Consider the following 14015-nt stretch of genomic DNA (forward strand, 5'->3'; position numbering starts at 1 on the left):
CAACGGGTGAAAGGACAAAGTCCCGATCCGGACGTCTGGCTAGTGGTCCGCCGACGAAGGCGCAGAACGGCAGGGCCTAGGCTGGGCGGCAGAGTGACCCACAACGCGGTGGGTCGAGGGGAGTGGCACCGATGGACCGGCGTCCGGCGATCAAACCGGAACCCGACCTCCGGCAGGATGACTCTGGCCGGGACGACGACAGCTTCGATTCGGCGACCGACGGGGACGGCTACGGCCGGCTCGACGTGGGAGTGACGGGGCTGACCGGGTCGAGCATCGACACCATCTACGATCTGGGCCTACCGACTGAGGTGTTGGCCGACGACGTGGAGGACGCCGAGCTCGACGAGCCCGTTCCCAACGCGGAGCGTCTGGTGGCCCAGGCTGTCGCGCTCGCGGGGGACGATCACGACGCGGCGACACTTGTCGGCCGTTTCTGGCGCTTCGCGCCGGATGAGGAGTTGGTCGGGTTCACGGCCGAGGAGATGCTCGACGCGGCCCGGGCGCACCGGGACCTCGCCCAGCAGCGGGTTCCGGGCGAGTTGAAGCTGCGGATCCACGAACCGCATGCCGACCAGCACCACACGGTCGTCGAGATCGTCACCGACGACATGCCGTTCCTGGTCGACTCGGTGACCGCGCTGCTCAACTCCTACCACCTCGATGTGCACCTGCTGGTGCACCCGCTCGTGGTGGTCCGGCGTGAGCCGCTGGGCCGACTCACCGAGGTCTCCGCGGACGTGGAGCCGGACGACGCGATCGCCGGCGACATCATCGAGAGCTGGATGCGGATCGAGATCGACCCGGTCCGGGACGTGTCCGAGCGGGAGCGGCTGCGCCGTGAGCTGCAGCGGGTGCTCACCGACGTGCGGGAGGCCGTCGAGGACTGGCCGAAGATGCGTCAGCGTGCCCTCGCGCTCGCCGACGAGCTGGCGTCGACCCGCACCTCCGACAACCGTCCGCCGGTGCCGGAGAAGGACATCACCGACTCGGTGGAGTTGCTGCGGTGGCTCGCCCACGACCACTTCACCTTCCTCGGCTACCGCGAGTACCGGTTGGTGGACGCCCCCGGGGGTGACACAACCGACCCGGTCGACGGCAAGGCGCTGGAGGCGGTGCTCGGCACCGGCCTGGGCATCCTGCGCTCCGATTCGCCGGACGCGCGGTCACTGTCGTCGATGACGCCCGAGGCGCACGAGAAGGTGCTGGAGAAGCGCCTGCTCATCATCACCAAGGCCAACTCGCGGGCGACGGTGCACCGCTCGGCCTACCTCGACTACATCGGCTTCAAGATCTTCAACGCGGCCGGCGAGGTGATCGGCGAGCGGCGTTTCCTGGGCCTGTTCTCCACGGCCGCGTACCGGACCAGCGTCCGGGAACTGCCGGTGGTACGCCGCAAGGTGGCCGAGGTGCTGGACCGCTCCGGCCTCAGCCAGCGCAGCCACTCCGGCAAGGATCTGATCCAGATCCTGGAGACGTACCCGCGCGACGAGCTGTTCCAGATCAAGACCGACGACCTGTACCACGCGGTGATCGGCGTGCTGCGCATGGCCGGGCGTCGGCAGTTGCGGGTGTTCCTGCGTCGGGACGCGTACGGGCGGTTCATCTCCTGCCTGATCTACCTGCCCCGGGACCGGTTCACCACCCAGAACCGGCTGCGCATGCAGGACATCCTGTTGCGCGAGCTGAACGGCGTCGGCGTGGACTACACCACCCGGGTCACCGAGTCGATGCTCGCTCGGGTGCACTTCATCGTCCGCACCGACCCGACCCGACCGCCGGGCGACATCGACGCCGATCTGCTGGCCGAGGAGTTGGCCGACGCGACGCGGCTCTGGGACGACGACTACCGGTTGGTGCTGGAGCGCAAGCTCGGCGACGAGCAGGCCAAGCACCTGTTCACCCGGTACGCCGACGCGTTCCCGGAGGGTTACAAGGACGGGCACACGCCGTACGAGGCGATGAAGGACCTGGCGAAGCTGGAGCTGCTGGAGGAGCCCGGCCAGCTGGAGATGCACCTGTTCCGCAAGCAGCTCGCGCCCCGGCCGGGCACGCGGGTGCCCGGTGCGGACCTCGCCGAGGCCATGGACGTCCGGTTCAAGGTCTACCGGTACGGCGAACCGATGATGCTCTCCGCCGTGCTGCCCGTGCTGCACTCGCTCGGCGTACGCGTGGTCGACGAGCACCCGTACGAGGTGGACCGGATCGACGGTCGGGTCTACCTGTACGACTTCGGCCTCATGCTGCCCGAGGGGCACCACGAGCTGGCCGAGGTGCGCCCGCACGTGGAGAACGCGTTCGCGGCGGCCTGGCGCGGCGAGGCCGAGGTGGACCGGTTCAACGAGCTGGTGCTGCGCGGCGGTCTGACCTGGCGGCAGGTGGTGGTGCTGCGGGCGTACGCGAAGTACCTGCGGCAGGCCGGCACGGTCTTCTCGCAGGACTACATGGAGCAGACCTTCATCGCGTACCCGAAGCTCGCCGCGTTGCTGGTGGAGCTGTTCGAGACCCGGTTCGCGCCGGGCGAGCAGACCAACGAGCAGCGGCAGCAGCGCAGCGGTGAGCTGGTGGAGACGATCCGGGGCGCGCTGGACGACGTGGCCAGCCTCGACCAGGACCGGATCCTGCGCTCGTACCTGACGGTGATCGAGGCGACCCTGCGGACCAGCTTCTACCAGAAGCGCGCCGACGGGCGTCCCAAGGCGTACGTGGCGTTCAAGCTGGACCCGCAGGCCATTCCGGACCTGCCGGCGCCGCGACCGAAGTTCGAGATCTTCGTCTACTCGCCGCGCTTCGAGGGTGTGCACCTGCGGTTCGGGCCGGTGGCCCGGGGCGGGTTGCGCTGGTCGGACCGTCGGGAGGACTTCCGGACCGAGGTGCTCGGCCTGGTCAAGGCGCAGATGGTGAAGAACACCGTGATCGTGCCGGTGGGCGCCAAGGGCGGCTTCGTGTTGAAGCAGAAGCCGGGTGACCGGGACGAGGCCGTCGCCTGCTACCAGGAGTTCGTCGGCGCGATGCTGGACGTCACCGACAACATCGCCAGCGGGCAGATCGTGCCGCCCGAGGACGTCGTCCGGCACGACGGCGACGATCCGTACCTGGTGGTGGCGGCCGACAAGGGCACGGCGACGTTCTCCGACATCGCCAACGAGATCTCCAAGGCCCACAACTTCTGGATGGGCGACGCGTTCGCCTCCGGCGGTTCGGCCGGCTACGACCACAAGAAGATGGGCATCACCGCCCGCGGCGCCTGGGAGTCGGTCAAGCGGCACTTCCGGGAGCTGGGCCTGGACACCCAGACCCAGGACTTCACAGTGGTCGGCGTCGGCGACATGTCCGGCGACGTGTTCGGCAACGGGATGCTGCTGTCCGAGCACATCCGGCTGGTGGCCGCCTTCGACCACCGGCACATCTTCCTCGACCCGGAGCCGGACGCGGCCACCTCGTACGCGGAACGGCGGCGGCTGTTCGAGCTGCCCCGTTCCTCCTGGGAGGACTACAACCCGGAGCTGATCTCGGCCGGTGGCGGCATCTTCCCGCGTACCGCGAAGTCGATCCCGATCACGCCGCAGGTCCGGGCGGCGATCGGCCTGGGCGACGACGTCACGCAGATGTCGCCACAGGACCTGATGAAGGCGATCGTCACCGCTCCGGTGGATCTCTTCTGGAACGGCGGCATCGGCACCTACGTCAAGGCGTCGAGCCAGACCAACGCCGAGGTGGGCGACAAGTCCAACGACGCGATCCGGGTGGACGGGCGCGACCTGCGCTGCCGGGTGGCGGGCGAGGGCGGAAACCTGGGCTGGACCCAGCTCGGCCGGATCGAGTACGCGTTGACCGGTGGCCGGATCTACACGGACTTCATCGACAACGCCGCCGGGGTGGACACCTCCGACCACGAGGTGAACATCAAGATCCTGCTGAACACCGCCGTTGCCGACGGCGAGTTGACCATGGCCGACCGGGACGAGCTGCTCGCCGGGATGACCGACGAGGTCGCGGAGCTGGTGCTGCGGGACAACTACGACCAGGCTCGGGCGATCAACAACGCCCAGGCCCAGGCCGCCTCGCTGCTCCCGGTGCACCGCCGGATGATCAACGAGTTGGAGCGTTCGGGTGGGTTGGACCGGGCGCTGGAGGCACTGCCGCCGGACGAGGAGTTGGCGGTGCGCAGCGAGTCCGGGCTGACCGCGCCGGAGTTCGCGGTGCTGCTCGCGTACGTGAAGATCGTCCTGGAGCGGGAGATCCTCACCGAGGGGTTGGCGGACGAGGAGTGGACGACCGAGGTCTTGGTCAACTACTTCCCGACGCCGATGCGTGAGCGGTTCGCCGAGCGGATGGGCCGGCACCGGCTGCGCCGGGACATCGTCACCACTGTGCTCGTCAACGAGGCGATCAACCGGGGCGGCATCTCGTTCATCTTCCGGGTGGTCGAGGAGACCGCGGCCAGCGCCGCCGACGTGATCCGGGCGTACGTGGTGGTCAGCGAGGTGTTCGGCCTGCGCGACCTGTGGGACGCGGTCGAGGCGCTGGACAACAAGGTGGCGCCCGAGTTGCAGACGAGTGTCTACCTGGACACCCGTCGGCTGCTCGACCGTGCGGTGCGGTGGCTGGTCTCCAACCGGCGCTCGCCGATCGACGTGCCGGCCGAGATCTCCCGGCTGCGCGACGGTGTCACGCGGCTGTTGCCGGGGCTCGAGGAGCTGTTCTACGGCAACGAGCGGCAGGGCATCGCCGCGCACATGGACTCGATGACCGAGCGTGGGCTGCCCCGCGAGCTGGCCGAGCGGGCGACCCGGCTGATGTACAGCTTCGGTCTGATGGACGTGGTGGAGACCGCCAACTCCAGCGGTCGGGATGTCAGCGAGGTGGCCTCGGTCTACTTCGTGCTGTCCGACCTCTTCCGGGTGGACTCCCTGCTGTCGAAGATCTCCCTGCTGCCTCGGGAGGACCGCTGGCAGACGCTCGCCCGGATGGCGCTGCGCTACGACCTGTACGCCGCGCTGGCCGCTCTCACCGCCGAGGTGCTCGACTCCACCCCGGACGACCTGCCGCCGCACGAGCGGGTGCAGCAGTGGGAGCAGTCGAACGCGACCTCGATCCACCGCGCCCGTCGCGCGATGGGGGAGTTCGACGAGTCGCGGGCGGATCTCGCCGCCCTCTCGGTGCTGCTGCGCCAGATCCGCACCCTGGTGCGGACCTCCGCAGCCGCCTGAGTCAGGTACGCCGGACGCGGTCCGGCCGATCGGGTCGCCCCGATCGGCCGGACCGCTCTCGTTCGTCGCTGGTCACGCCGCCAGGGTGGCGAAGACGACGATGTTGTCCGGGTAGCTCTTGGCGACCTCGTCGAACTGACCGCCGCAGGTGACCACCCGCAGGCTGGGCCGGTCGCTGGGTCCGTACACCAACTCGGTGGGGAAGGCCGTCTTCGGGTACGACGTCACCGAGTCCACGGTGAAGGTGGCGGGCACGCCGTCGGTCCGTCGCACCGTGATGGTGTCGCCCTGGACGAGGGCGCCGAGGTCGAAGAAGACGGCCGGGCCGAGCACCGCCGAGTCCACGTGCCCGACGATCACCGCGTTACCTGTCTCGCCCGGGCTGGCGCCCGGCTCGTACCAACCGGCTTTGTCGGCCTGGTCCAGCGGGGGGACCTGGACGGTGCCGTCCGGGTTGGTGCCCAACGACATGATCGTCGCGTTGACGCCGATCCGGGGAATCTCGATGGTGGTCGGCGCGGAACGTGCCAGCCCGGCCGGGGCGTCCCCGACCGGCTGCCCGTCGGTCGGGGCGTCCGGGGTGGTCGCCGGTCGGGAGGCGTCGGGGCCGGCCTGGGCCAACGGCTGCGGCGGTCGGGGAGCGGGCGTGGTCTTCAGGGAAGCGCCGATCATGCCGGCGCCGATCATGGCCATGGTGACGACGACGGCCGCGCCGGCGGCACGCCACGGTTTCCCGTGACGGCCGCCGGCCCGTGTCGTCGTCACGTCAGACGAGCGAACCATCGGTCCGCCGACGACGCATTAGCACGATCCCGCCCAGCGCGGCAGCGCCGAGCAGGCCCGCCCCGCCGGTGGCCAGGCCACGGTCGGTGCCGGTGCTGGCGCCACCGTCACCACCGTCGACACCGCCGTGCGGCAGCACGACGAGCTCGCCCTCGCCGCACGAGCCCTTGAGCTCGTAGCGACCCGGCTTGGCGTCCTTGTCGACCTTGGCCTCGCCGTAGTAGACGAACTCGCGCTCCTTGTCCCAGCTGCGCTCGTCCGAGCCACGGTCCTCGGAGTCCCAGCCCTTGTCGGAGCCGTACTCGTCGGAGCCGCGCTCGTCGGAGCCGTAGCTGCCGCCCTTGTCCGAGCCGTATTCGTCGGAGCCGTGGCCCTTGTTCTCCCAGCCCTTGTCGGAGCCGTACTCGTCGGAGCCGTACTCGTCGGAGCCGCGCTCGTCGGAGCCGTAGCTGCCGCCCTTGTCCGAGCCGTATTCGTCGGAGCCGTGGCCCTTGTTCTCCCAGCCCTTGTCCGAGCCGTACTCGTCGGAGCCGTGGCCGTTGGACTCCCAGTCCTTCTTGCCTTCGTCCTTGGACTCCCAGTCCTTCTTGTCGCGGCTGTCGTCCGCGTCCTGGCCGTGCTCCTCACCCTTCCAGTCCTTGCCACCCTCGTCGCCGAGAGCGTCGGCGGCAGCGCCGCCACCCTGGCCGCCGGGCTGCGGCTTGTCCTTGCCGTTCTCGTCCTTGCCCTCGTGGTCCTTGCCCTTGTCGTCCTTGCCGTGCTCGTCCTTGCCCTTGTCGTCCTTACCGTGCTCGTCCTTGCCGTTTTCGTCCTTGCCCTCGTGGTCCTTGCCCTTGTCGTCCTTGCCGTGCTCGTCCTTGCCCTTGTCGTGGTCGCGGGAGTCCTCCTCCTCGCCCCACTCGCGGTCCTCGCCCCGGTCGTCACGCACCGGCTTGAGATTGACCTTGCCGGTGACCTTGGACCACACGTACGCGTGCTCCTGCCGATCCGGGCAGATCTCGAGGAGCTTGACCTCTTCGCCGGCCTTGACCACGTGCGGCTTGGCGTAGACCTTGCCGTCGCGGTCCTTGCCGCCGTCGTGGTGACCGTCGGCGAACGCGATCCCCGGCGCGAACACCAGGAGCGACGCGCCGCCGAGCGCGGCGCCCGCTACGACCTTCCCGAGCATCTTCTTAGCCATGACCTGCGTCACTCCATCCCTGTTGTCCTGAGCCCGGCGACAACCGAGCTAAGACCGACGTTAGACCGTTTCATGACTTATGAAGTGAAAGATTCGCGTTTTGGCTTTTGCTCCAGGTAGGCGCTGAACAGGGGGTAAGCGGCCTTCGCCGCTCTGAGTGCCGCCTCAGGCCCCGGAGGTCCGTCCCGGGCGCAGCGCGGTGTCTGGGGCTCGGCGTGGTCCGCCATCGCTCGTCGTCCGGTACCGCCAGGCACCGTCCCGTCAGGTGCCGAGCGAGAGGGTCCGGGGGTATCGTCCGAAACGGCAACAGCGCTGATCTCCGCCCCGACGCATCGAGCCATTGCCATGGAAGCGCTCCCATGTAAGAATCGGCGAACGCGGTTCGGAGAGCCACACCGCGCAGGCAGGGAGTCGAGGGCACCGGTTCGCCGGGCGACGTCCCGCCGAAGGATCGGCCGCTGCACCGGTCGGTCACGCACCACCACCACCCTCGCCCGTCCGGGCCGGGCACCCCCGAAATCCCGTTGGCGCCGGCGGCCGTCCGTCACAGGACGCTCACCGGGCCGTCTCGCCGGGCCGTACCAGAGCCCGGTCTCGCCCAAGGAGATCAGTGGCATGAATGTGTGGAGAAGGCTGACCGGCCCACGCCGGGCCCTTGCGCTCGCGGGCGCGGGCGCCCTGGTCGCCGGTGGGCTGGTGACGATTCCGGTTACCGCGGCGCAGGCCGCGACGCAGTGCGACATCGCGTACACGACCAACGACTGGCAGGGCGGCTTCACCGCGAACATCACCATCAAGAACCTCGGTGACCCGGTCAACGGCTGGACCCTGGGCTGGACCTTCCCCAACTCCAGCCAGCGGGTACAGCAGGGCTGGTCGGCCACGTACACCCAGTCCGGCAGCCAGGTGACCGCCCGGAGCATGTCCTACAACGGCAACCTCGGCACCGGGGCGTCGACGACCCTGGGCTTCAACGGCGCGTGGAGCGGCAGCAACCCGAAGCCGACCTCGTTCACCCTGAACGGCGTGGTCTGCAACGGTGGCACCACCACCCCGCCGACCACGACGCCCCCGCCGACCGACCCGCCGCCCACCGACCCGCCGCCGACCGACCCGCCGCCCACGACCACCCCGCCGCCCGGCACCAAGGTCGACAACCCGTACGCCGGGGTGCGCGGCTACGTGAACCCGGAGTGGAAGGCCAAGGCGGACGCCGAGCCCGGCGGAAGCCGGGTCTCCAACAACCCCACCGCCGTCTGGCTGGACCGGATCGCCGCGATCAACGGCACGCCGGACAGCAGCTCAAACGGTGCCTTCGGGGTGAAGGAGCACCTGGACGAGGCGCTTCGCCAGGGTGCCGGCTACATCCAGTTCGTCATCTACAACCTGCCCGGCCGGGACTGCTCGGCGCTCGCCTCCAACGGTGAGCTGGGGCCGGACGAACTGCCGAGGTACAAGGCCGAGTACATCGACCCGATCGCCGCGATCCAGGGTCAGTCGAAGTACAGCAGCCTGCGGATCATCAACATCATCGAGATCGACTCGCTGCCGAACCTCGTGACCAACACCTCCGGTCAGCCCGGCGGCACGGTCATGTGCGACACGGTCAAGGCCAACGGCGCCTACGTCAACGGCGTCGGCTACGCCCTCGCCAAGCTGGGCGCGATCGGCAACGTCTACAACTACATCGACTCCGGGCACCACGGTTGGCTCGGTTGGGACAGCAACTTCAACCCGTCCGCCGAGATCCTGAAGACCGCCGCTGTGGCCTCCGGCAGCACCGTCAACAACGTGCACGGCTTCATCACCAACACCGCCAACTACTCGGCGCTGCAGGAGCCGTACTTCAAGGTCACCGACAACGTGAACGGCCAGACGGTGCGGCAGTCCAAGTGGGTCGACTGGAACTACTACGTCGACGAGCTGTCGTTCGCCCAGGCGTTCCGGACCAAGCTGGTCTCGTTGGGCTTCAACTCCAACATCGGCATGCTCATCGACACCTCCCGCAACGGTTGGGGCGGCTCCGCCCGGCCCACCGGCCCGGGTGCGACGACGAGCGTCGACACGTACGTCAACGGTGGCCGCATCGACCGTCGGGCGCACCTCGGCAACTGGTGCAACCAGGCCGGCGCCGGTCTCGGTGAGCGGCCTCGGGTGGCCCCGGCCACGGGCATCGACGCCTACGTCTGGGTGAAGCCTCCGGGCGAGTCGGACGGCTCCAGCAAGGAGATCCCGAACAACGAGGGCAAGGGCTTCGACCGGATGTGCGACCCGACCTACGGCGGCAACGCCCGCAACGGCAACAACCCGTCGGGTGCCCTGGCCGACGCGCCGATCTCCGGTGCGTGGTTCTCCGCCCAGTTCCAGGAGCTCATGCGCAACGCGTACCCGGCTCTCTGACCGGAACGCTTCCACACCAACCCGCCACCGGCAGTAGGTGAGGCACTGCCGGCGGCTGGTTCCCCCCGGGTCCCCGGCCCGACCGCTCTGGTCGGGTCGGGGACCCCCCTTCGTGCTCAGGTCAGGGCACGGTGCGCTCGATCGCCGCCTGGCCCTGCTCGGCCAGGTCGCGGCGCGCCTTGTCCAGGTTCGCCGGGGTGAGGTCCTGTCCACGGGCCAGCACCAGGTCCTCCGGCTCCCACTGCTGCTCCGCCCCGGTGCGGATGTTGTCCCCGCCGGCGCCGGTGCCCGTCCCGGTCGCCCCGGTGCCGGCGGCGTACGGGTCGCCGATCAGGTCGTCGGTGTCCGGCGCGAGGTCGTCCGGCCGGCTGTGAGGTTCGGCGAAGGACGGGTTGTCCTGGTCCGGGCCGCCTCCGGTCCGCAGCTGCGTGACGGTGATGTCGTCGTCCACCGCCGAGGCCACCTCCGGGCTCTCCTCCAACGGCGGTTGGCGATCGCGATCGGTCATGGTGCTGCCTCCTGTGTCCGACACGGTGCCTGATTCCCTCGCGTACCCCCTCGTGCCGCCCTCATGCCGCCCCGGCCGGCGGTCAGCTGCCGGGCTGCTGCTCGTTGGGGGCCGGCGGCTCCGCCGGGCGCAACCACTGCCAGAGCAGCATGAGCAGGCCGAAGGCGAGCATCGCCAGCCCAGCCCACAGGTTGATCCGGACACCTTCGGCCTTGTCGATCTCGGCCCGACTGTCGAAGACGCCGATCAGCGTCACGATCACCCCGTAGGCGACGAAGAGGCCACCGATCACCCGGCGGATGTCGAACAGTCGGGCGGCTGCGGAACGCCGCTGCTCCGCCTGCGTCTCGTCGATCAGCGGGTCCTTCGCCGGCTGGCCGTCGTTGCTCATCAGCCCAACCCCTTTCCTAGAAGACCGGGATGTAGAAGAGAGCGGCCAGCGCGACCGCGATCACGCCGAGCAGCACCGGGGAGCGGTACCAGACAGCGTCTCCGGCGAGCACGTCACCCTTGAGGTCGACGCCGCCGATGCCGTACACCAGCCCCCGCAGTTCCTCGTCGCGCTTCGGGGCGGTGAGCGGGGTGATGATCGCCGCGACCACCACCGCCGTGACGAACGCGAGACCGGCGCCCCAGAAGCTCTCCTCCAGGTCCGAGTTGAAGTGGATCACTCCACCCTTGTAGAGCAGGTAGAGGCTGAGCGACACCAGGGTGCCCAGCAGCAGCGACCAGAAGCCGGCCAGCGCGGTCATCCGCTTCCAGAACATGCCGATGATGAAGGTGGCGAACAGCGGCGCGTTGAAGACGGAGAAGAGCGCCTGGATGTAGTTCATGATGTTGCTGAACCCGGCCGCGATGAACGCGGTGCCGATGCCGATCACCACGGCGGCGACCGTCGCCCACCGGCCGACGCGCAGGTAGTACTCGTCCGAGCGGTCGCGACGGACGTACGCCTGCCAGATGTCGTAGGTGAAGACGGTGTTGAAGCCGCTCACGTTGGCCGCCATGCCGGCCATGAACGAGGCGAGCAGGCCGGTGACCGCGACCCCGAGCACGCCGTTGGGGAGCAGGTCGCGCATCAGCAGTGGTATGGCGTTGTTGTACTGCAGGTCGCCGCTCTCCGCGCCGAGCCCCTTCACCGTGACCAGGGCCACCAGGCCGGGGATCACCGTGACCAGGGGAATGAACAGCTTCGGGTACGCGGCGATGATCGGCGTACGCCGGGCGGCGCTCATGTTCTTCGCCGAGAGGGCCCGTTGCACCTCGGCGAAGTTCGTCGTCCAGTAGCCGAACGAGAGCACGAAGCCGAGGCCGAAGACGATGCCGATCCAGTGTGCGCCCAGGGGGTTGGCCGTGCTGCCGGTGTCCTGCCACGCGTGCAGGCCGGCCTCACCGAGCTTGGAGTCGGCGACCGCGTCCATCAGGCCGTTCCAGCCGCCGACCTTGACCAGGCCGATCACGGTGACCGGGATGAGGCCGGCGAGGATGACGAAGAACTGAAGCACCTCGTTGTAGATCGCCCCGGAGAGCCCGCCGATGGTGATGTACGCCAGCACGATCGCCGCGCCGACCACGATCGCCGTCCAGAGTGGCCAGCCGAGCAGCGCCTGCATGACCAGGGCCAGCGCGTAGAGGTTCACCCCGGCGATCAACACCTGGGCGACGGCGAAGCTGAGCGCGTTCAGCAGGTGGGTGGGGCGGTTGAACCGCAACCGCAGGTACTCCGGGACGCTGCGCACCTTCGAGCCGTAGTAGAAGGGCATCATCACGATGCCCAGGAAGACCATCGCCGGCACCGCGCCGATCCAGTAGTAGTGGACCGTCATCACGCCGTACTGGGCGCCGTTGGCCGCCATACCGATGATCTCCAGCGCGCCCAGGTTCGCCGAGACGAAGGCGAGACCGGTCACCCAGGCCGGCAGGGACCGACCGGAGAGGAAGAAGTCGACGCTGGTCCGGATCGCCCGGCGGGCGGCGAAGCCGACGCCGAGGACGGTCACGAAATACAGGGCGAGAATCAGGTAGTCCAGCCCGTTCATGTTCAGCCGAAGACCGTCGCCGTCCATGCCGTCACTCCTCGTCCGGACCTCCACGCCGATTTACCGCGCCGCCTATTACCCCGTCCGCGCGGTTTCACACCCGGTGGACGAATCCGGTGAGTTACGGGCCGATCGGGCGCTCCGACAACACGGGGGCGCCTCGGCCGAATTCGGCCGAGGCGCCCCCGTTGGTCGTGTGGATCAGCGGCCCAGTACGCGGTCCAGGAAGTCCCGGTAGTTGCGCACCGCCACCCGCAGTTGTTCGGTGTCGGTCGAGCCGGCGTCCTGCCACCCGCCCAGCGTGGTCTTCTGCGCGGCCAGCGCCGAGGAGAGGGCCTGGATGGCCTCCTCCACCAGCGACTGCGCCTCGCCGGCCGCCGCGTGCGGATCGTCGACGAAACGCAACTGCACGTCGCGCCAGCGGTCCCGGAAGCCCTGGGCGGTGTCCGTGTCCAACAGCGTGGCCGCCGCGGTGGCGACTGTCGACCCGGCGGGGCGCGACGTCCCGGCGGATTCCAGCGAGGTGCCGTTGTCCTCGGTGTGGACCGTTTCGCCGTCCGCGTCCGGGTCGACCATCTCCGGTGTCGCACTGCCGTAGCCGGCCGCGTCCGCGTCGGGCCGTGCGTCGTCGACGCCGGTGTCGCGGCGGTGCAGCTCGGCGGTCGGGTCGGCGCGCAGGCCCTCCCGCTCGCCGTCCTCGGCGCCGTCGCCGGGCTGGGCCGTCCGCTCCGCGCGGGGATCCGGCTGGTCCTGTGGACGCGGGCTGGCCAGCGCGGACGCGGCCACCGCGTCGGCCACAGTGGTCGCGCCGAACGTCGTCGGCAGCGGCCCCGGCTCGTGGAACTCTTCCGCGTCGGTGGACCGGTCGTCGCGCCGGTGGCGCGGATTCCGCTCCTCGCCGGCCAGATCGTCAGCGGTGTCCCGTTCGGTGCCGTTCGTCCGCTCCGCGTCGGTGGTCCCGTCGTGGTCGGTGGTCCGGTCGTGGTCGGTGCCCTGGTCGTCGAAGGTGCCCCGCTCGTCGAGGGCGTCCTCCGGGACGTCGGAGCGGCCGACCCGATCGCCGGCCGGGGGTACCGGCACGGGCGCGGAGCGAACCGCCTCCGGGTGGTCGTTGCTCACCTGCTGCTCTTCCTGGCGCATCGGTGGCCTCCTCAGCGGCTCGTGGCGTCGTGGTCCGGGTGGTGGCGCTGTTCGGGCGTACGGTGGCCGAGCGGTTCCTCGCCGAGCAGGTCGGCGAAGAGCGCCCGGTAGTGCACGACCGCCTGCCGAAGCTCCTCGGTGCTCGCCTCGCCCCGGGTGTTGCGCAGGTGGATGTCGTGCGCGTCCCGGTAGTTGGTCAGCGTGCGCGCGTGCTCGACGGAGAGGTGCGCGATCTGGTCGGAGAAGTCCCCGGTCGGGTAGCCCCGCTCCTCGATGAGCCGGGTGACCAGTTCGTCGGCGTCGCCCACCGTCTCGCCGGGCGAGTCGATGAAGCGGACCTGGAGCTCCTCCCAGGCGGCGCTGTAGCGAGCCCGGGACTCCGGGCTGAGCGGGGTGAGCGAGAGTTCGGCGTGCCGGCGTTCCCGATCGCGCAGCTCGCGCTCCGCGGCGGACCGGCTGTCCTGCTCGGCCACCACCCGGTCGTACTCCGGCCCGAAACGGTCGCGCAACGCGCGACGGCGGCCCAGCGACCGGACGGCCACGGCCAGCGCCGCGACGACCACCAGCACGACGAGCACGATGACGATTACCTGAGTGGGCGACATGGGCTCCTCCTTCGTCATCTGGTATTCCCTCCGCACACTGATCGCCAATCCCGATCCGGGACACTTTCCTGACGAGGGACGCAGCTCGCCCCCGCCGAGGAGGGCGCAGCAACCGCCGCGCCGCTGAAACTTGACTGGTTCCAGAAA

9 protein-coding genes are annotated in these 14015 nt (G+C 69.6%); 2 read left to right on the forward strand and 7 right to left on the reverse strand.

Annotated features, from left to right (window positions below; all coding sequences use genetic code 11):
• The first annotated feature begins 131 nt into the window (after positions 1–131).
• Entirely contained in the window at positions 132–5213 is a 5082-nt protein-coding gene (locus O3438_RS28035) for an NAD-glutamate dehydrogenase (RefSeq protein WP_269682608.1), read from the forward strand.
• Between the two features lie 72 nt (positions 5214–5285).
• Here the strand turns inward: O3438_RS28035 and O3438_RS28040 are convergent, their stop codons facing one another.
• Both O3438_RS28040 and O3438_RS28045 read right to left on the reverse strand, forming a co-directional pair.
• Complete coding sequence (locus O3438_RS28040; RefSeq protein WP_269682609.1) at positions 5286–5978, reverse strand: class F sortase; 693 nt, start codon at positions 5976–5978, stop codon at positions 5286–5288.
• Between the two features lies 1 nt (position 5979).
• Positions 5980–7176, reverse strand: coding sequence for a hypothetical protein (locus O3438_RS28045; protein ID WP_269682610.1), 1197 nt, complete (start codon positions 7174–7176; stop codon positions 5980–5982).
• Positions 7177–7791: 615 nt separating this feature from the next.
• On the opposite strand from O3438_RS28045, the gene O3438_RS28050 reads away from it, so the two are divergent.
• On the forward strand, positions 7792–9576 hold the full coding sequence (locus O3438_RS28050) for a glycoside hydrolase family 6 protein (protein ID WP_269682611.1): 1785 nt from the start codon (positions 7792–7794) through the stop codon (positions 9574–9576).
• 121 nt (positions 9577–9697) lie between these two features.
• Here the strand turns inward: O3438_RS28050 and O3438_RS28055 are convergent, their stop codons facing one another.
• The 5 genes from O3438_RS28055 to O3438_RS28075 all read right to left on the reverse strand — a co-directional run bounded on the left by O3438_RS28055 (position 9698) and on the right by O3438_RS28075 (position 13868).
• Complete coding sequence (locus tag O3438_RS28055; RefSeq protein WP_269682612.1) at positions 9698–10084, reverse strand: hypothetical protein; 387 nt, start codon at positions 10082–10084, stop codon at positions 9698–9700.
• A gap of 82 nt (positions 10085–10166) precedes the next feature.
• Positions 10167–10475: a hypothetical protein gene (locus O3438_RS28060; protein ID WP_269682613.1), complete on the reverse strand. Its 309-nt coding sequence runs from the start codon at positions 10473–10475 to the stop codon at positions 10167–10169.
• Positions 10476–10491: 16 nt separating this feature from the next.
• A complete protein-coding gene (locus O3438_RS28065; RefSeq protein ID WP_269682614.1) occupies positions 10492–12150 on the reverse strand; it encodes a sodium:solute symporter family protein in 1659 nt (552 codons plus the stop codon).
• 174 nt (positions 12151–12324) lie between these two features.
• A complete protein-coding gene (locus O3438_RS28070) occupies positions 12325–13263 on the reverse strand; it encodes a hypothetical protein (RefSeq protein ID WP_269682615.1) in 939 nt (312 codons plus the stop codon).
• A gap of 11 nt (positions 13264–13274) precedes the next feature.
• Positions 13275–13868, reverse strand: a complete 594-nt coding sequence (locus tag O3438_RS28075; RefSeq protein ID WP_088987922.1) for a hypothetical protein — start codon at positions 13866–13868, stop codon at positions 13275–13277.
• Positions 13869–14015 lie beyond the last annotated feature (147 nt).

The organism is Micromonospora sp. WMMC250 (genome assembly GCF_027460215.1).
Classification (GTDB): Bacteria; Actinomycetota; Actinomycetes; order Mycobacteriales; family Micromonosporaceae; genus Micromonospora; species Micromonospora taraxaci.